The 19,341-nt window shown below is 57.1% G+C and carries 16 protein-coding genes; 4 read left to right on the top strand and 12 right to left on the bottom strand.

Annotation, left to right across the window (positions count from 1 at the left end; translation table 11 throughout):
* Positions 1-123: 123 nt before the first annotated feature.
* The 9 genes from recC to rppH form a co-directional block, all read right to left on the bottom strand.
* Positions 124-3,492 (bottom strand): exodeoxyribonuclease V subunit gamma, encoded by a 3,369-nt coding sequence (gene recC / locus IFU29_RS10890; protein ID WP_191933945.1) that lies wholly within the window; start codon positions 3,490-3,492, stop codon positions 124-126.
* A gap of 75 nt (positions 3,493-3,567) precedes the next feature.
* Positions 3,568-3,885 (bottom strand): prepilin-type N-terminal cleavage/methylation domain-containing protein, encoded by a 318-nt coding sequence (locus tag IFU29_RS10885; protein ID WP_191933944.1) that lies wholly within the window; start codon positions 3,883-3,885, stop codon positions 3,568-3,570.
* On the bottom strand, positions 3,875-4,288 hold the full coding sequence (locus tag IFU29_RS10880) for a DUF2509 family protein (RefSeq protein ID WP_191933943.1): 414 nt from the start codon (positions 4,286-4,288) through the stop codon (positions 3,875-3,877). The genes IFU29_RS10885 and IFU29_RS10880 overlap by 11 nt, the downstream gene beginning before the upstream one ends.
* Entirely contained in the window at positions 4,288-4,839 is a 552-nt protein-coding gene (locus tag IFU29_RS10875; protein WP_191933942.1) for a prepilin peptidase-dependent protein, read from the bottom strand. Before IFU29_RS10875 ends, IFU29_RS10880 begins: the two co-directional genes overlap by 1 nt.
* Entirely contained in the window at positions 4,830-5,291 is a 462-nt protein-coding gene (locus IFU29_RS10870) for a prepilin peptidase-dependent protein (protein ID WP_191933941.1), read from the bottom strand. The genes IFU29_RS10875 and IFU29_RS10870 overlap by 10 nt, the downstream gene beginning before the upstream one ends.
* 193 nt (positions 5,292-5,484) lie before the next feature.
* Complete coding sequence (gene thyA / locus IFU29_RS10865; RefSeq protein WP_191933940.1) at positions 5,485-6,279, bottom strand: thymidylate synthase; 795 nt, start codon at positions 6,277-6,279, stop codon at positions 5,485-5,487.
* Positions 6,276-7,154 carry a prolipoprotein diacylglyceryl transferase gene (lgt, locus tag IFU29_RS10860; RefSeq protein WP_191933939.1) on the bottom strand — a complete coding sequence of 293 codons (879 nt, stop codon included), beginning with the start codon at positions 7,152-7,154 and terminating at the stop codon, positions 6,276-6,278. The genes thyA and lgt overlap by 4 nt, the downstream gene beginning before the upstream one ends.
* 259 nt (positions 7,155-7,413) lie before the next feature.
* Complete coding sequence (ptsP, locus tag IFU29_RS10855; protein WP_191933938.1) at positions 7,414-9,660, bottom strand: phosphoenolpyruvate--protein phosphotransferase; 2,247 nt, start codon at positions 9,658-9,660, stop codon at positions 7,414-7,416.
* 12 nt (positions 9,661-9,672) lie between these two features.
* Entirely contained in the window at positions 9,673-10,200 is a 528-nt protein-coding gene (rppH, locus tag IFU29_RS10850) for an RNA pyrophosphohydrolase (RefSeq protein ID WP_156286951.1), read from the bottom strand.
* 685 nt (positions 10,201-10,885) lie between these two features.
* Between rppH and mutH the strand changes: the two genes are divergently transcribed.
* From mutH to IFU29_RS10830, 4 genes are all read left to right on the top strand, one after another.
* The gene (gene mutH, locus IFU29_RS10845) at positions 10,886-11,572 is read left to right on the top strand and encodes a DNA mismatch repair endonuclease MutH (protein WP_191934058.1); all 687 of its coding nucleotides are present in this window, start codon (positions 10,886-10,888) and stop codon (positions 11,570-11,572) included.
* Positions 11,573-11,660: 88 nt separating this feature from the next.
* Positions 11,661-12,371, top strand: a complete 711-nt coding sequence (locus IFU29_RS10840; RefSeq protein ID WP_191933937.1) for a TerC family protein — start codon at positions 11,661-11,663, stop codon at positions 12,369-12,371.
* A 168-nt stretch (positions 12,372-12,539) separates the two neighbouring features.
* Positions 12,540-12,755, top strand: a complete 216-nt coding sequence (locus IFU29_RS10835; RefSeq protein ID WP_191933936.1) for a YgdI/YgdR family lipoprotein — start codon at positions 12,540-12,542, stop codon at positions 12,753-12,755.
* Positions 12,756-12,957: 202 nt separating this feature from the next.
* Positions 12,958-13,998, top strand: a complete 1,041-nt coding sequence (locus IFU29_RS10830) for an NADP(H)-dependent aldo-keto reductase (protein WP_191933935.1) — start codon at positions 12,958-12,960, stop codon at positions 13,996-13,998.
* Positions 13,999-14,052: 54 nt separating this feature from the next.
* On the opposite strand, the gene lplT is transcribed toward IFU29_RS10830, so the two are convergent.
* The 3 genes from lplT to IFU29_RS10815 form a co-directional block, all read right to left on the bottom strand.
* The gene (gene lplT, locus IFU29_RS10825; RefSeq protein WP_191933934.1) at positions 14,053-15,270 is read right to left on the bottom strand and encodes a lysophospholipid transporter LplT; all 1,218 of its coding nucleotides are present in this window, start codon (positions 15,268-15,270) and stop codon (positions 14,053-14,055) included.
* Entirely contained in the window at positions 15,267-17,423 is a 2,157-nt protein-coding gene (gene aas / locus IFU29_RS10820) for a bifunctional acyl-ACP--phospholipid O-acyltransferase/long-chain-fatty-acid--ACP ligase (protein WP_191933933.1), read from the bottom strand. The genes lplT and aas overlap by 4 nt, the downstream gene beginning before the upstream one ends.
* Positions 17,424-17,946: 523 nt before the next feature.
* Complete coding sequence (locus tag IFU29_RS10815; protein ID WP_423244833.1) at positions 17,947-19,338, bottom strand: efflux transporter outer membrane subunit; 1,392 nt, start codon at positions 19,336-19,338, stop codon at positions 17,947-17,949.
* Positions 19,339-19,341: the final 3 nt, after the last annotated feature.

Here is a 19,341-nt window from a genome sequence, read left to right as displayed (position 1 = left end):
ATTATTCACCGGCTTCCTGCCGGTTAAATATCGGCTTACAGATTCCAACGCACAGGATTAATCTGCGCGCTTAACGCAATAAAAACATACAGGATGCAGCGCTGAATGTCCTGAAAACATGCCCTAATTCGGGCAATGGTGCTGCAACAGAGGGAACAGCCAGTGTTCCGCCTCTGCGGTCATCCCCTGTTCACTGACGCTATCGAGCGTGCGCAGCAGACGTTGCAGGTAAGGGTCAGTGCCCTCCCCGTCAATTTGATAATTTCCCTGCCAGCACTGCAGCAGTTTTACACGGGCTTTTTTCAGCGTGGCGTCATCGCGCAGCAGCACGCCCGTTTTTTCGTCGTAACAGGCCCTTAGCCAGGCACCACCGGATGCGGTCAACAGCAGCGGCGCGCACATGCCCTGCCGGTAGCCTTCAACATAACGATTGAGGTGCTGCATGGCGTCCTCAGCAGTCAGAGGGGCGAAGCGCCACTCACTCTCTTTACGACCCAACATCATACTGCTGCCGGTTCCGCCCAGCGCGCAGTACACCAGGTGCTCAAGCCACAGCGTCAGCCCGTCGTTAAAATTAAGCATACCCGGACGCCAGCGCAGCAGACCGCTGTCCTGCACCTGGGGTAGCCAGCCGCTGAGGGCCAGGTTGCCGACCTCCAGCTGGATCTCCCAGCTTTCTGCCGCCGCCCGCCGCTCCCGCACGCGCCCGGCCAGTTCACTCATTTCCTGCTCCTGCTCCTGCCAGAACAGCTCACCAAAGGCCCCGTAGGGTAACGCCCCGGCAGCACGCTGGCGGGCATACAGACGCTCGCTTTCACTGCCCTCAATCAGGCTGTTCAGCAGCTGCATGTTCACCTGATAGCGGCTCAACCCCTGCAGGGAAAACGGTTCGGCATCGGGCAGCCCCGTCTCTTCGAGCTGGAAGCTGACCCCCAGACGCAGGCTGAAGAAAGCCCGCACCGGGTGCCGCCAGAAACGCACCAGCTTATCAAAACTCAGCGCGTCTGATGGCTCATCCGGTAACGGCTGCATAAACGGCGGATGGGCTGTCCCTTTTGCGCTGGCCGCGGGCAGCCATTCGGCGGCAAAACTGCGGAATTCATAGCCGGTACTGAAATTTTCGGCCGCGAAAGGCATCCGGCTGTGCAGGTGGTGCAGATGCTTCACCACCGCATCGGCGCTGCTGTCGACATCCCGGTCGCGATCCTGTTCCAGACAGAAGCTCTGACTGATGTACTCCACTAATTCACTGACCAGTACCGACGGATAGCGCTCCGTGTTGTCCTGAATTGAGCGACCGATATAACTGATATAAAGCTGCTGCTGCGCGGAATTAAGTGCCTCCAGGAACAGATACCGGTCATCGTCACGGCGGCTGCGATCCCCCTTCTGCGCCTGCTGGCTCATTAAATCAAACCCCAGCGGAGGCAGCGTGCGCGGATAGACGCCGTCGTTCATCCCCAGCAGGCAGACCACTTTAAATGGAATAGAGCGCATTGGCATCAGCGTACAGAAGTTAACCGGGCCGGCGAGGAAACGCTGGCTGATCCGCTGCTGATCCAGACGCGATGACAGGTCATCACGCAGCAGCGCGAGCGGCACGGCCTGCTTATAGCCCGCCTCTACGCCGTAGGTTATCGCCTGCTGCCACTGCTCTTCAATCAGAGCCAGGGCCGCTTCTGTTTCTGCGTCACTGGTAAAGAAGTCATCCAGCATCTGGCGGCACAGCGGCAGCCAGTCCTCAAGCATACGGGGTTCACTCAGCCACTGCCGCCAGCGATTCAGCTGCATCAGCAGCTCCGCGAGGTTGCCGGCAAGTTCCGCGATCAGCCCGCTGGATTCGTCATAAGGCAAAATCCCCTGCCAGTCGCCCGCATCACTGTTCATGGCGTAGCCCAGCAGCATCCGCGTCAGACCGAAATGCCAGGTGTGCTGACCCGTCGCCGGCAGATCCAGCTCACGTACGCTGTCATCGTCCAGCCCCCAGCGTACGCCGGACTCTGCCACCCAGTGGCGCAGCAGACGCAGGCCCTCTTCATCAACCGCAAACCGGCTGGCGACAGCGGGAACTTCCAGCAGCGCCAGCACATCCTCAGCGGTAAAGCGACTTTCCGGCAGGCTGAGCAGCGAAATAAACGCCTGTAATGCCGGATGGGCCTGACTGGCACGACGGTCAGAAATCGCAAACGGCAGCGCGCGCTCCGCTGGCGCGTTGCCAAAGACAGCCTGAATAAACGGCGTGTAGGCATCAATATCGGCGACCATCACGATGATATCGCGGGCGGTCAGCGTGGGATCGTCTGCCATCATCGCCAGCAGCCGATCCTGTAATACTTCCACCTCACGCTGCGGGCTGTGGCACAGGTGGATAGCTACCGAACGGTCGTCCGGTGCCAGCACCCGCTTACTGCGGCTGTGGGACCAGTCGCTCTGCTTCAGGCCAATGGCTGCATGATCTTCCAGCTCCAGCAGATCGCGCTTCAGCGTATGCAGCAGGTTATCCGGTTCAATATCAACAAAGGCAAAGACTTCGTTGGGTTCCATCTGTGCCAGCAGATACAGGTTGTCACGTCCCAGCTTGCCCCAGGAAGCCAGCAGCGGATTACTCAGCTGCTGCTCTCCCCCCTCGTTAAAGAGGGAGGACGCGGAGTCACTGTCGAGGAACTGAGGAATTTCACGGTTATCCTGATAATGCCGCCGGTGGCGACTTTGCAGTTTTGCAAGAAAAGCGTAGTCCTGAATGTCGCCCCAGTAGTGGCGGCAGGGGTTAGTGAACAGCAGGTGAATATCAATGTGTCTGCCCAGCGCCTGCAGGGCCTGCAAATAGACCGGGGGAAGTGCGGAGATACCGCAGATAAACACGCGGTCTGGCAGGCTGGCCGGTCGCTCACGGCTGTTCTCCAGCTTGCTGATAAAGCGCTGATAGAGATTGGCACGGTGCCACTCTGGCTGGCCGAGTTTATGGGTATACTCAACCAGGGCAGCCCACAGCGGGGCCTGCCAGCGCTGCGATTCGCCCAGGCCATCAATCAGCTGACCTTTTTCCCAACTGTTTAACCAGTGCGGACGGTAAACCAGATACTGGTCAAAGAGATCTGCCACGCGTGAGGCCAGCTGGAACAGCTTACGGCTGTCGTCGTCATCGCTGAGATAGTGCCGCAGCATTTCAAACTCGTCGCCCGGCAGCATGACGGGCAGGATCGCCATCAGCTTCCAGCTCATGCTGGATTTATTAAAGGCGCTCTCTTTCGGGATTTCTGGCAACACCCTGACAAACATGTCCCAGATAAAACTGGCGGGCAGCGGAAAGTCGATATTGGCCGCAATACCAAACTCTTCGGCCAGCGACATTTGCAGCCACTGCGCCATCCCCGGGCTTTGTACCAGTACCACTTCAGAACGCAGCGGATCGCCCAGCGGCTGATTCTCTATCTGCCAGCACGCCAGCGTCTTTAGCAGATCCAGCTGATTCGAATGGTAAACGGTAAACATACTCACATGCCCTTTAATAAAACGCCGGAGGCTACTTTACCCCGTTACGCCCGGCTTGAAAATGTCACGGTTCCGTCAGCGCGGTTCATCACAGTGCAGTCGCGTCAGTTCAGCCTGTGGTCCTGCCGGGCTGATGGCTTTCGCCGTGAGCAGCCGGCAGCCCCCGGGACCGCTGCGTGAGCGTTGTGGTGTCTGCCAGCCTGCGGTCTCTTTCCCCTGTAATCGCTGGAAGGCATTACGCCAGGCTTCGCGCTGCTGCCACTGCCGCTGAAATCCCTGCCCCAGCGCCAGCTGATAATGCATCAGGGCCGTGTAGCTGAGGCTGAAAAGCAGCAGGGCAAACAGCACCTCGATCAGACTGGATCCGCGCTGAAGCAGGCGATTATTCACCATCACAGGCTTCCCCCCCGGCTAACGGGCAAAAATCCAGCCAGCCGTTGGGCTGTGGCACTATCGCGCCCTTCTCTCCCGGGCGGACCCAGCGCCAGAGCGCCAGCGTGCCCGGTCCGCTGTCGGCCCTGAGCAACAGCAGCGCTGGCTGCATGCAGGCGCGCCAGTGATACTCCGCCTGATGCTGACACTGCCAGCGTTCTGCGGTGGGCCAGCGCAGGCGTACGCCCCAGGCAAGTGCTGACATCGCCCCGGTAAATTGCTGGAAATAGCGCTGCTCATCCCCCACCAGGCTCATAGTATCGCTTAACTGCCGCCGTGTAGCATGCAGCATCAGAGTGCCCATCAGCAGAACGATCATCACCGCGACGAGGGCTCCGCTGCCACGCTGGGTCGCCAGAGGCATCAGAGGTTCTCCGCCGTCAGCCAGTGCTCAAGATCGAGCCTGATATCAGGAAAACGGCGCACATAGCCGCTCAGCATGATCTTCACCTGACGCCCGGTGCGGATCACCTGAAACGCATCAATCCCGGTTGTTCGCGGGTCGTTCAGGCGCTCCCAGCCGCCACCGTGACAGTTCGCTATGCCGCGCTGCATTTCCAGGCTGGATGCCCGCAGACGGTAGCCCCACACCTCACTGTTGTGATGCCCGGCGGCCTCCCACTGGCCGTTGCTGTTTTCGTCCCAGCGCACCCGCAGGCAACCGTCGGCCCCCCGGGTGTCCTGTAATCCGGCCCCCTGGCAGTGCCCGTGGCAGTAGCCGGCCCGCCGCACGGCTTTTTCCAGCGTGTGCATGATCTGCTGCAGCTCTTCGTGCAACCGGGCGTGCAGCATCAAGCGCAGACTTTGCGTCTGCAGCTGCGGCAGCATTCGCGCCGCCCCCAGCATCAGGAGGCTGCTGACAGCCAGAGCGATTAACATTTCCAGCAGCGTAAACCCCTGTGTTTTCACCGGCATGCCTCCTCGTTCTGCCAGCAGATACGCACCCGTCCGCGGGAAGATACAATAATGCGTCGCTCACCGGCCTCACTGGCAATAACGATACTGCCGGGACGGGCTGTATTATTCAGGCCATAGAAGCCCATACCCTCGGTGATTGAACGGATGCTGATAGCGGAATGGGGTGCCAGGAGGGTATGTCGCAGGGGACGATCGCACCTCACCGGTCCTGCCCCCAGACACCAGCGCGCCCCCGGCTTCAGCCAGAGGATATGGACAACATTATGCCAGTTGGCATCACTGCGCAGCCGGAGTAAAAGACGCTGGATCTGCTGCGCGCTGTCGTTGAGCTGCTGGCGTTGCTGCCAGCGCTGCCAGCCGCCCCAGCCACTCAGACTGAGCAAGGCAAGCAGGGTAAGCACCACCATCATTTCCAGCAGGGTAAATCCGTTAAGGTTTCGCTTTTTCATGAACGGCATTGTGCGCTTTTACCCCGCAGGGGCCAGCGCCTGTTCGCGTTATTGCGCGACGTCATGCAGAGTGATTGCCCGCTTGCAGGCATATTCATTTACGTTGAGGGAGGGATTCCAGGAGGGAAGGGATTAACCAGAAATTTATCACCGCGTCTGGCAGTGCCGCCCCCGGGAAAGGGGGCGGTACGCCTCAGATCGCGACCGGTGCTTTAATCGCCGGATGCGGATCGTAGCCTTCAATATCAAAATCGTCGAAACGATAGTCAAACAGGGAGGCCGGTTTACGCTTGATAATCAGTTTCGGCAGCGCGCGCGGTTCACGCGTCAGCTGCAGGTGAGCCTGTTCAAGGTGGTTGCTGTAGAGATGAGTGTCTCCCCCGGTCCAGACAAAGTCACCCACTTCCAGGTCGCACTGCTGCGCCATCATATGCACCAGCAGCGCATAGCTGGCGATATTGAACGGCAGGCCAAGGAAAATATCGCACGAACGCTGATAAAGCTGGCAGGAAAGCTTGCCGTCAGCCACGTAGAACTGGAAAAACGCGTGGCAGGGTGCCAGCGCCATCTGATCCAGCTCACCGACATTCCAGGCTGACACAATAATCCGGCGCGAATCCGGATCGGATTTCAGCTGTTCAACCACCTTTGTCAGCTGGTCAATCTGTGCCCCATCAGGCGTTCCCCAGCTGCGCCACTGCTTGCCGTAAACCGGGCCAAGATCGCCATTCTCATCAGCCCATTCGTCCCAGATCGAGACCTTGTTTTCTTTCAGGTAAGCAATATTGGTATCGCCATTCAGGAACCACAGCAGTTCATGAATGATCGAACGCAGATGGCACTTCTTGGTGGTCACCAGCGGGAACCCGTCCTGCAGGTTGAAACGCATCTGATGACCAAAAATCGACAGCGTGCCGGTACCGGTACGATCGTTTTTTGGCGTGCCCTGTTCGAGCACGTGCTGCATTAACGCCAGATACTGTTTCATTTTTCCCCACGAGCCTGTGTTTGCGGGCGACGACGATACGCCCAAATCATCATAACCACGCCAGCCACAATCATCGGGATAGAGAGGATCTGCCCCATGCTGATGCCGCTGAACAGGCCAAGCTGCTGGTCAGGCTGGCGGAAGAACTCAACGATAATACGGAACGCACCGTAACCAATCAGGAACAGCCCGGATACCGCGCCCATGGGACGGGATTTGCGAATGAAGACGTTGAGAATAATAAACAGCACGATGCCTTCAAGGATCAGCTCATAAAGCTGAGAAGGATGACGCGGTAGTACCCCGTAAGTCGACAGCAGCTGCTGCCACTCAGGGTGAGTCGCCACCAGGGCGATATCTTCACTACGAGAGCCCGGGAACAGCATCGCCCACGGCAGGTTCGGGTCGACCCGTCCCCACAGTTCGCCGTTAATAAAGTTGCCGAGGCGACCCGCGCCCAGACCGAACGGGATCAGCGGTGCCATAAAATCAGCCACCTGGAAGAAATGACGTTTGGTGCGGTAGGCGAAGATCATCATCACCACGATCACCCCGATCAGGCCACCGTGGAATGACATACCGCCATCCCAGACTTTGAACAGATAGAGAGGATTGTCGAGGAACAGCGGCATGTTATAGAACAGGACATAGCCGATACGTCCGCCCAGGAAGACGCCGAGGAAGCCCGCGTACAGCAGGTTCTCTACCTCTTCTTTTTTCCAGCCGCTGCCCGGTTTGTTAGCACGGCGCACAGCCAGCCACATCGCGAAGACAAAACCCACGAGGTACATCAGTCCGTACCAGTGCAGAGAAACCGGCCCGATGGAGAAAATCACCGGATCAAATTGAGGGAAAGCCAGATAGCCGTTATTCATCTTTCACCATTGTTAAAGTCAGTCCTGACAGGCAGCCGCACAAGGAGGGGCTGCATAAGGCGCGCATGATAGCATAATGCGAATTATTGCGTTCTCAGCTAACTGTAAACTTTGTTAAGCAGACAGCAGGAGTGATGACGATTCAGGAATTCCCGCAGCCAGCCGTCTTGTCCCGGCCAGCTGAACGTGCGGATAATACACAAGCACGCGGCGCTTGAGCAGGAAAAAACTGGCAACCCAAACGGCCCTGAAACCCCTTTCACCTGCCGCCGCGAATCAACCCGCCTAATCCCCGCCGTTCCATAAAGGACGCCACCTGATGGCGCACCTCGGTGGCAAACTGCGCTTCCAGCCCGCGTTGCGCCAGCGTTTGCGCCTCTTCATGGTCGAGATGACTCAGCAGGTATTTTACCCGCGCTACGTTGCGGCCGTTCATGCTCAGATGGTGATACCCCATTCCCACCAGCAGCGCTACGCACATCGGGTCACCGGCCATTTCACCGCACAAACAAAGCTCTATCCCCGCACGCTGTGTCTCTTCTGCAATACTTTTTAACGCGCGCAGCATGGCGGGATGCAGGCTGTCATACAGGCTGGCCACCCGGGTATTATTACGATCGACCGCCAGCAGGTACTGCGTCAAATCGTTGGTGCCGACGGAGACAAAGTCTACCCGGCCTTTGAGCTGACTAATCATAAAGATCATGGATGGCACTTCGACCATCACACCAATGCGCGGCTGCGGAATGGTGTAACCGAGCATCTCTTCCACTTCGCGCGCGGCACGGGCGATCAGCCGTCTTGCCTCATCAATCTCTTCCAGGCTGGTGATCATTGGCAGCAGGATATTAAGATTATTACTGGCCACGTTGGCCCGCAGCATGGCCCGCAGTTGTACGAGGAAAATTTCCGGCTGATCGAGCGTCAGGCGGATCCCCCGCCAGCCCAGGCACGGGTTCTCTTCACTGATCGGCATATACGGCAGCTGTTTATCCGCACCGACATCCAGCGTACGCAGGGTAACCGGCTTATCGAGGAACAGCTGCAACATGCCCTGATACTGCGCCACCTGCTCCTCTTCCGATGGGAAGCCGTTTTGCAGCATAAAGGGGATTTCGGTACGGTACAGGCCTACGCCGTCTACCCGGTTACCCACCATCTGTTCATGTTCTGCACTCAGGCCCGCGTTCAGCATCACCTTGACCGGCTCACCGCTTTTCAGTGCGCCAGGCAGGAAGACAAAATCTTCCGCCAGCAGGCTGAGTTCATTCTCTTCACTGATCAGACGCTGGTATTCCTGCACCAGCACCGGTTCCGGGTCAACCAGCAGTTCGCCACGATAGCCGTCAACGATCAGCAGACGTCCTTTCATCAGCTCGGGCTGAATATCGGCCCCCATCACCGTAGGGATCCCCATTGCCCGCACCATGATGGCCGCATGAGAGTTAGCCGCGCCATCGCGCACCACCACGCCCGCCAGGCGGTCACGCGGCAGCTCGGCCAGGGTGGTGGCCGTCAGCTCATCGGCCACCAGCACAAAGCGTTCCGGCCAGGTATTGGTGCCCTGCATGGTGTCATCAAGGTGAAACAGCAGCCGCTGCCCCAGTACGCGCAGGTCGCCGGAGCGCTCACGCAGGTAGCTGTCCTGCAGGCTGGCGAACTGGGCGGCAAACTTCTCGATGACTTTTTTCACCGCCCACTCGGCGACGGAACCGGCGTCGATTTCCGCCAGCAGGTCTTTTTTCAGCCTGGCGTCGGTTAACAGGTGAGAGTAGAGATCAAATATCGCCGCACTCTCTTTGTGCATGCTGGCGGTGAAACGCTTGCTGTAGCGGCGGAACTCACTGGAAGCCTCGCTCATTGCCAGCGCCAGCCGCTCACGCTCTCTGACGGTATCGAGAGTCGAGGCCGCGAACACATTTTCCAGCGAAGGCTGACTGGAGTCGACCCAGCCCTGGGCGACGGCAACGCCAGGCGCTGCCGCCAGTGCGCGGATGCGGGTTTGCCGGTATTGACCAAACAGGGCATTCAGCTGGGACTGAGAGAGGATAGCCGCCATCTGTGTGGCCAGCGTAACCAGAAATGACTCTTCACTTTCGTCAAACTGACGGTGCTCACGCTGCTGAACCACCAGCACGCCAAGCAGCTGGCGGCGGCTGATAATCGGCACGCCAAGGAAGGAGCGAAAACGCTCTTCCTTTACGGAGGGAATGTATTTGAAACTGGGGTGACTCTGCGCATCAGCAAGGTTGATCGGCTCGGCCAGTCGACCCACCAGCCCGACAATCCCTTCATCAAAGGCCAGGGCGACGGTGCGCCCACGCGGCTTTTTTAGCCCACGCGTAGCCATCAGGTAGTAGCAGCGACGATCGTGATCCGCGAGGTAGACCGAACACACTTCGGTTTGCATCGCCAGACAGATTTCGTTAACCAAAATATCCAGCGCCTCGGTAAGCCGGGGCGCTGCCGCCACTTTCTCAACTATTTCGCGTAGCTGTGTGAGCATAATCTACGTGGCTTAACCTCTCTTCCGTCGAAAACCTGGCGTATTCCGTTGTACGGTATTCTCCTGCAGGGGCATAACCACGCCGGCAAACTCTTTCATCACGCGTCGGTACACGTCGCGCTTAAAAGAGACCACCTGGCGAACCGGATACCAGAAACTCACCCACCGCCAGCCATCAAACTCTGGGGTACTGCTGGTTTGCATATTGATATCCGCGTCATTGCACATCAGCTGCAGAAGATACCACTTCTGTTTTTGGCCGATACAAACCGGCTTTGTGTCCCAACGCACCAAACGTTTTGGCAACTTATATCGTAACCAGTTACGGGTAGATGCAAGGATGCGGACATCCTTGCGGTTCAAACCGACTTCCTCGAAAAGTTCGCGGTACATCGCCTGCTCCGCCGTTTCCCCCGGGTTAATACCGCCCTGGGGGAACTGCCAGGAGTGCTGACCAAATCGTCTGGCCCACAGCACCTGTCCCTGCTTGTTACAAATTACGATACCAACATTCGGGCGGTAGCCATCATCATCGATCACCGGACTACCTCAAACTAAAACTGGATGTTCTGATTGTTTCATACTCCTTACAGACGGTAAACCACTGGTTTCAGGCGATGTGACGACGCCAGGCTGGGATAACTTGTCCATTTTGACAAAGTTATAAACAGAAACCCGGAGAAAAAGGCGATCTTATTCACGTTTTCTGTGGATAGCTTTGTGCAGAACTCTGTTAACAGATGGGGAAAACTTTCTGTCGCTGATAAAGCGCCGTTTTTTAAACTCAGAATAAACCCATATTAATCATTAGGTTTTGACGTTAATCACAGCATTTCCCCCGGCTGTCATCGCTTTGTCATCTGGCCCGGATCGTCAACTGGTGAAAGATCGAACGCTTACTACGTTATCCACAGAATATGCCGATTAGTTGGGCATGAAAACCGCAAAACGGGGTAAAAACCGTGCCGTCAAGGCTGTAAATGGAAACAGTATTATTATAAAAGGGAAGTTATCCCACTTTTCTGTGGATAAGTACCCCGGTGATCCTGTTCATTGTCGGTGGCAACCCGGGTAAAACTACGGGAAGCAGGGTGAATTCGCGAGGATGAAGGAATAAAAAAACATGGTTTATCATGCTATTATTGGTGTTTTCCCCAGATGAGTAAGTCAGATTCCCTGTGTGGGCAAAACGCGGCTATTTTTTGAACAGAACTCAGGCTTTATGATGACTAACCCGTATCACATCGTTCCTCCTCCACAGGATGAAGAAGAATTGCTGGCTCGTGCCTCTGCGCTGGCCGGGTATACGCTCGGCGAACTGGCTCAGCAGATCTTATTGCCCGTGCCGCGCGATCTTAAGCGCGACAAAGGCTGGGTGGGGCTTCTGCTCGAACGTTATCTGGGTGCCAGCGCAGGCAGTAAACCCGAGCAGGACTTCGCCGGCATCGGCGTTGAGCTAAAAACCATCCCGGTAGATGCCGCCGGCCGCCCGCTGGAAACCACCTTTGTCTGCGTCGCCCCGCTGACCGGAAACAGCGGCGTCACCTGGCAGAACAGCCACGTACGCCATAAACTGACGCGAGTGCTGTGGATCCCGGTAGAAGGGGATCGTGCCATCCCGCTGGCGCAACGTCATGTGGGCGCTCCCCTGCTGTGGAGCCCCGACGCCAGCGAGGAACAGCGCCTGCAGCGCGACTGGGAAGAGTTGATGGATATGATCGTCTTAGGCCAGGTCGAACAGATCACCGCACGGCATGGAGAAGTACTGCAAATCCGCCCCAAGGCGGCTAACAGCAAGGCGCTGACGGAGGGCATCGGTCGTGATGGCCAGCCCATCATGACGCTCCCACGCGGCTTTTATCTGAAAAAAACCTTCACTGCACCGCTGCTGGCCCGGCATTTTCTTCTTTAAGAAATTGCCCTAAAGATTTTCCCACTGTCGTCAACCTTGCGTATAATCGTCGTTTAGCTTTCGTTTAAGTTTAAGGTGTGCTTTTAACATGTTTGAATGGATTGCCGATCCCAATGCCTGGCTCGCGCTGGGCACGCTAACGATCCTCGAGATTGTTCTCGGGATAGATAACATTATTTTCCTCTCGCTGGTCGTCGCCAAACTGCCGGCGCATCAGCAAAATACCGCCCGCCGTATTGGTCTGGCCGGTGCCATGTTAATGCGCCTTGGTCTGCTGGCCTCTATTGCCTGGGTTATTCGTCTGACCGACCCGCTGTTTACCCTGATGGATCACGCTTTCTCAGCCCGTGATCTGATCCTGCTGTTTGGTGGGCTGTTCCTGCTCTGGAAGTCGAGCATGGAGATCCATGAAACGATCGAGGGCGGAGGTGGCGAACACACGACGAAAGTGCATTCGTTTTTCGGGGCCATCGTGCAGATTATGGTGCTGGATATCATCTTCAGTCTGGACTCAGTGATCACTGCCGTCGGTCTTTCCGACCATCTGATTATCATGATGGCTGCCGTGGTGATTGCCGTACTGGTGATGATGTTTGCCGCCCGGGCTATCGGTGAGTTCGTTGACCGTCATCCGTCGGTAAAAATGCTGGCGCTGGCGTTCCTGATCCTGGTCGGCTTCACCCTGATGCTGGAAAGTTTCAGTATTCACATTCCAAAAGGCTATATCTACTTTGCTATGTTCTTCTCCATGGCCGTGGAATGCCTTAATCTGGCACGCAATAAAAAGCGTCCTCTGTAAAATTATCGCCCTGCCCGCCCGCACTGGCCGGGCAAGGTATAATGAGGTCAACATGTCAATGGTACGTTGTGCGCAACGTCTATTTTCAGACTCATACTATTATCGTTACAGGGAAATTAGTTTATTACTACACTGATACCGGTTGAGTAATGAAGAGGGGAGAAAAGTATGAAGTGGATTTTGGGTGCAGCAGTCGTCGGCCTGGCCGTGTTAACGTCCGGATGCAGCAGCGACTACGTCATGGCGACCAAAGAAGGCAAGATGATTATGACCGACGGTAAGCCGCAGATCGATAAAGAGACCGGCCTGGTGAAATATACGGACGATAGCGGTCACGAAAAGCAGATCAACGGTGACGAAGTCTCATCGATTGTTGAGCGTTAAGCGCCCGTTGCCACCTGACCCACGCGGTAAAGGTGGCTCTCTGTAGCACTTCCCGATAAATCCCCCCTTCCCCCGCCCGTTCAGCACGGTTATAGTCAAAAACCGGGTTTTCGGTGCGACACGTGCCAGTCCCAGGCAAAAAGCCCCTGTTGCGGACGCCCTGATGTCCCTGACCTTTGAATAATGAAAAAGGAAGCCGGCAATGCATTATCACCGTATCCCCCACAGCACCCTGGAAGTCAGTTCTCTGGGGTTGGGCACCATGACGTTTGGTGAGCAAAACAGCGAAGCCGACGCCCATGCACAACTGGATTATGCCCTGAGCCGCGGCATCAACCTGATTGATACAGCCGAGATGTATCCTGTCCCGCCCCGCCCGGAAACGCAGGGCCTGACCGAGCAGTATATCGGCAGCTGGCTGGCAGCACGCGGTAATCGCGACAAGATTATCCTCGCCTCTAAAGTCTCCGGGCCAATTCGTGGCGCTGATGCCTCCATCCGTCCGGGCCAGGCACTGGATCGCAAAAATATACGCAGCGCGCTGGATGCCAGCCTGAAGCGGCTGAATACCGATTATCTCGATCTGTATCAGCTGCACTGGCCGCAGCGCCAGACCAACTGTTTTGGCAAGCTGAACTATGAGTACACCGACAGCGCAGCGACCGTGACGCTACTGGAAACACTGGAGGCGCTGGCTGAGCAGGTGCGTGCCGGTAAAATCCGCTATATCGGCGTGTCGAACGAAACACCGTGGGGCGTGATGCGTTATCTGCAGCTGGCGGAGAAACATGAACTGCCGCGTATCGTCAGCATCCAGAATCCCTACAGCCTGCTGAATCGCAGCTTTGAAGTCGGTCTGGCTGAAATCAGCCAGCATGAAGGCGTCGAACTGCTGGCCTATTCCAGCCTGGCTTTTGGCACACTGAGTGGGAAATACCTTAACGGCGCGCAGCCGGCCGGGGCGCGTAACACCCTGTTCAGTCGTTTCAAGCGCTACAGCAGCGAACAGTCTGTCGGGGCTATTACCGAGTATGTCGCGCTGGCGAAGCAGCACGGACTGGATCCGTCGCAGATGGCACTGGCCTTTGTACGCCAGCAGCCGTTTGTCGCCAGCACCTTACTGGGGGCAACCACGCTGGAACAGTTAAAAATGAACATCGACAGCTACGATCTGACGCTGAATGAAGAGGTACTGGAAGGGCTGGAAGCGATCCATCGTCGCTTTACCTATCCGGCCCCTTAATTCGACGGCTACCGCCAGGGCAGCCATATGCCCTGGCGTTACCCTCGTCACAACTCAGAGCCGGGCAGTGACTTTCCGTTTCTGCGCCAGCTGCCAGCCCCACAGTACCGCAATCGCCAGCGCAAACAGCGCACCGAAGCCGACGCCCGTCGCCACCGGCGGCGCACCGAACTTAATCGCCAGCGTATAGAGCCCGAGCATCAGCAGCATCGCGGTATTTTCACCGAGGTTCTGTACGGCGACCGCATTGCCTGTCCCGACCGTGTCTTTCCCACGCATCTGCAACAGCGCATTCAGCGGTACGACAAAGAAGCCGCCGAGCATGCCGATAATTATCAGCAGTACGTAGGCATTGAGGGCCTGATGCTGGAGCGAGAAGGCCAGCACCGCCACGCCAATCAGCACGCCTGCAGGCATACAGCGCCCGACAGTTTTCAGCGTGACCAGCTTCGCCGCGGCAATCGCCCCGAATACGATACCGATGGCCACCATGGCGTTCAGCAGCGTCGGCGTTTTATTATCGCTGATACCCAGCGCGACCGGCACCCAGAGTACCAGCAGGAAACGCAGGGTCACACCGGCCCCCCAGAACAGACTGGTGCCCACCAGGGAAAAACGCGTTTCGCCATCGCGCCATAACGTGCCGCAGGCGCGGAAGAAGCTGGCAGACATGCGGGCCGGGTGCCAGGACTGGCCGCCGCGCGCTGCATCCAGCTTAGGGATCAGCACATTTGCTGCCACCGCCAGCGCATAAGCCAGCACGCAGGCGGCGAGGGCGGCCGTCAGATTCCAGTCAGCCAGGAACCCCCCGGCCACCGAACCCAGCAATATAGCGGCAATGGTCGAGGATTCCATCATGCCGTTGGCCTTTACCAACGTTTCTCCGCCGGTCAGTTCGCCCAGAATGCCATACTTCGCTGGCGAATAAGCCGCAGCGCCAATGCCCACCAGGCTGTAACCGAGGAACGGATCAAATCCGAAACAGATCACCAGGGCCCCCAGCAGCTTAAGGGCGTTAGCAAACATCATTACCCGCCCTTTCGCAAAGCTGTCCGCCAGCTGGCCGACAAACGGGGCCAGAATGATGTAGGTGGCAACAAACATCATCTGCAACACCGGCTGACTCCACTCCGGGTAAACCAGCGACTTCATCACGGCCAGGGTGGCAAACAGCAGCGCATTATCGCCAAACGCGGAGAAGAACTGCGCGCCAATCACCGCCATCATGCCCTTAGACATCAGCGGCTGGCCGCTTACCTGAGAAGTGCTCATGCCTGATCCTCCGGTTTTTCTGCCATTTCACGCAGCGTGACAAAGTCGGGTTTACCGCTGCCCAGCAGCGGCAGCTGTGACAGAACGCGGATATCGCGTGGGACAGCCAGATCCGGGCTGCCCAGCTCACGGGCGGCGCGGGTCAGCTGTTCGCGGGTCAGCTGCGGGTCGGTGGTAAACAGTACCAACGCCTCACCGCGATTGCCGTCCGGTTTAAGGGTAGCCGCGTGCTGCTTGTCTTCCGATGCTTTGCGGGCAATCGTTTCGACGATCTCCAGGGAGACCATCTCCCCGGCAATTTTGGCAAAACGCTTCACACGTCCCTGAATCTGACAGAACCCACCTTCATCAAAACTGACGATATCACCGGTATCATACCAGCCCGCTTCCATCTGCCCTTCGCCATTATCCGCTTGTGGGGCTTCCAGCACGCCAGGCCGCTCGACGCGCAGATAGCCTTTCATTATATTCGGACCCCGTAACTGCAGCAGGCCACCGTTTTCGATACCCGGTACGGCAATCAGACGCGAATCCATGCCCGGCAGGATGCGCCCGACGGTATGTGTTTTGGCCGCCATCGGCACGTTAATGGCCACCACCGGCGCACATTCGGTAACGCCGTAGCCCTCGAGGATGCGGATGCCATATTTTTCCATCCACAGTTCGCGCGTCTGCTCCTGCAGTTTTTCTGCCCCGGCTACTACGTAACGCAGACGGGCAAAATCATATGGACTGGCAAAACGCGCATAGTTACCAAGGAAGGTCGACGTGCCGAACAGTACGGTACAGTTACGGTCATAAACCAGCTCCGGCACAATGCGGTAATGCAGCGGGCTGGGATAAAGAAACACCTGTGCCCCGGTCATCAGCGGAGTCAACAGCCCGACCGTCAGGCCGAAGGCGTGGAACAGAGGCAGTGCCGACATAAACCGGTCGCGCGGGGTAAAATCTGCGATGGTGCGGATCTGCTCCACGTTCGCCAGCAGGCTTTTATGTGAATGAACGACGCCTTTCGGATGACCTTCTGAGCCGGAGGTAAACAGCACCATCGCCGCATCTTCCGGCTGCTGTGCTACTTCGGCCTGCGCAGGCATCAGCAGATGTCGCAGGATCCACAGCTTATCCTGAAAAGTGACGGTCTCTTTCAGATCTTCCAGATAGACCCACTGTACCTGCGGAATGCCCTCCGGCAAGTGCCACAGCTTGCCCTTGTCAAGGAACTGGCGTGAGGTAAACACCGTTTTCACTTCGGCGGCGCTCAGGGCACTGGTCAGCCCTTTCACCCCGGCGGTGTAGTTCAGCATCGCCGGGATGCGCCCCCGCATCGATGCCCCGAGAATGGCCGCCGCCGTGACGGTGGCATTCGGCAACAGCAGGCCGATATATTCCCCGGGCTGACTGTAGCGCTCCAGAATTCGACCGACACCCAGCGCCTTTTTCAACAACCCGGTATAGCTGTCGGGTTTAAAACTGACATCTTCCACACAGGGCTTAAACAGCCCGTAGCGGGTGCGGGCGGAAAGAAACGCCTGATACAGGGTTTCACGCGGACGCACCGCCATGCGGGCTTCCATCATAATATGGTGAAGGTGCTCCCCCGCCAGACGTCGGCGATCGCGTGCGCGCGGGGCTTCCGGCATCGGGATGGTGGTCGCAGGCAGAACGGTCAGGGTGATGCGCGGGAACAGGCGTCGTTTAAACACCCCCGCCAGGCGGCCAAACGGCGTGTATTCGGCACCTTCAATACGCAACGGCACCACGGTCGCCTGAGATTTTGCAGCGACGAAGCCCGCCCCGTCATAAATTTTCATCAGCGACCCGGTGACGGTGATACGTCCTTCCGGGAAGATCACTACAGGACGGCCGGTGCCGATCAGCCGTACCAGATGCTTGATAGACATGGGTTTTGTCGGGTCAAGCGGAACGAAATCGATCAGGGGACGCAGCAGACGCATGTACCACTGCTCACTGATAGAGGAGTAAACGGCGAACACCGGTTTCACCGGCAGGAACACCGCCAGCAGGATGCCATCAATAAATGACATATGATTAGGGGTAATCAGTACCTTCTCTTTATACAGCCCTGAGAGGTCACCCGTCAGACGGGTTCGGAAGAGTATGCGAAAAAGGACGCGAAAGAATGTAAACAACATGCCGACTCCATAGCGGATCACAATTGTCCCTAACGATGCAGGATATGACAGCCCAACTCAATATGTGACTGAATATAAGTGGAAAAAAAAGCGAAAAAAAAATGCGCAACGCCCCCTTTTGGCGAAAGAACAGGTGACGCTCAGATCAGAGTAATAACGACATTCCTGTCATACAGGACAACATAAATAATGCATCTCCGAAGGGGGAATTAACGTTATAAACTCCTGATTATTCTCTCTTAACGTCATCATTTCGTTAACCCCGCGTTTTACAATAAAAAACCCCCTGACTTCCTGAAAATATACGTCACTGACGCGGGCTTTTAAAAAAGTGTAATACGCTTGCCCATTAGTAAAATGACTAATAAGGAAGATCAGAATAACGGATAAAAAATATAAGATGGGCGATGCCGGGTATATACGAAGCAGATCAACCACGACCCCCTCTGACCTGACCAGAAAACTCAGGCCTCAGATCTTCGCAAACGGCGAAAATAGCCGGCATTATTCCCATTCTGCCTTATCACTTCCCCCCACCTCCTAAGGCTGCCATCAGCTGTACGCTGGTCACCCATTGCGTACTCTGTAACGTCAATGCATTCTGCTGCTGGCTCAGACTGGTATTCTCCGTTGTGGCGACATCCAGATAGTCGATCATCCCGGCCTGATACTGATTAAGCGTTACCCGTGCTGACGCCTGAGCCGACGCGGCGGCACGTGTCTGAGCCTGCATTTCAGCCTCAAAGGTATGAAGCGCCACCAGGGCGTTTTCTACCTCTTCAAAGGCGGACAGCACGGTCTGTCGATAGCTGGCAACATCAGCGTCATAGGCGGCTCTTGCCTGCTCCACCTTCGACGAGGTGGCACCAAAGTCCAGCAGCGTGCCGCTCAGTTCTGGCCCCAGCGACCAGACGCGATTAGGTAAGGTCAGCAGATGACGAAAGCTGGAGCCCGTATACCCCGCGCTGGCGCTAAGCGTCAGATCCGGGAAATAACCGGCAATCGCCACCCCCACCGCCGCATTCGCCGCCGCCACGGTACGCTCCGCCTGAGCAATATCAGGACGGCGCTGAAGCAAATCCGCAGGCAGTGCAGGAGGAATAGCAGGCAACGTGGCCTGCAACGGTGCTACCGCCAGGCTGAACGCTGCCGGGGGTTGCCCGATCAGTACGGCAATCGCATGTTCCAGCTGAGCACGCTGCCAGCTGAGATCCAGCGCTGAAGCGCGCGCGCTCTCCAGCTGGGTTTCCGCCTGGGCCAGCGTGCCGCGCGATTCACTGCCCGCCTGGTATTTGTTGTTAATCACCGTCAGATAACGCTGATAAGCGGCCACGCTTTTCTCATACAGCGCAATGCGCTGGTCGAGGATACGCAGCTGGAAATAGTCCTGCGCCAGCGTCGACTGAGCGCTGAGGGTCATGTTCGCCAGTGCGGCGGCACTGGCACTGGCACTGGCGCGGTTCTCTTCCAGCGTGCGGCGCAATTTACCCCAGATATCCGGCTCCCAGGAGGCCGACGTCTCCAGCGAGTGACTGTTGCCGGTCGCAGCCCCGCTTCCACTGCTGCTGGCGGTGCCGCTGCGTGTCGAACTGCCGGTGGCCGTCACGGTCGGAAACAGGTCACTTCGCGATCCCGCAGCCAGCGCCTGCGCCTGCCGGTACTGCGCCTCATACTGAGCGACGTTCTGATTCGAAATTTTTACCTGGCGCAACAGTCCGTCCAGGGTGCTGTCGTGGTAAACCGCCCACCAGTCACCTTTGCTGACCTGATCCTGAGGTTCGGCCTGCTGCCAGCCTCTGGCTTCTTTGTAAGAGAGTGAAGACGGTACCGTCGGACGCTGATAGGCCGGTCCCAGGGTACAGCCGCTTACCAGCAATGCCAGCATAAGAGGAGAAAGTTTATTTTTCATTATCATCAG

Origin of the sequence: Erwinia persicina, from assembly GCF_014838825.1 — a bacterium.
Taxonomy (GTDB): Bacteria; Pseudomonadota; Gammaproteobacteria; order Enterobacterales; family Enterobacteriaceae; genus Erwinia; species Erwinia persicina_A.
The sequence above is the reverse complement of the archived record's forward strand: the minus strand, read 5'-3'. Positions and strand labels throughout refer to the sequence as shown.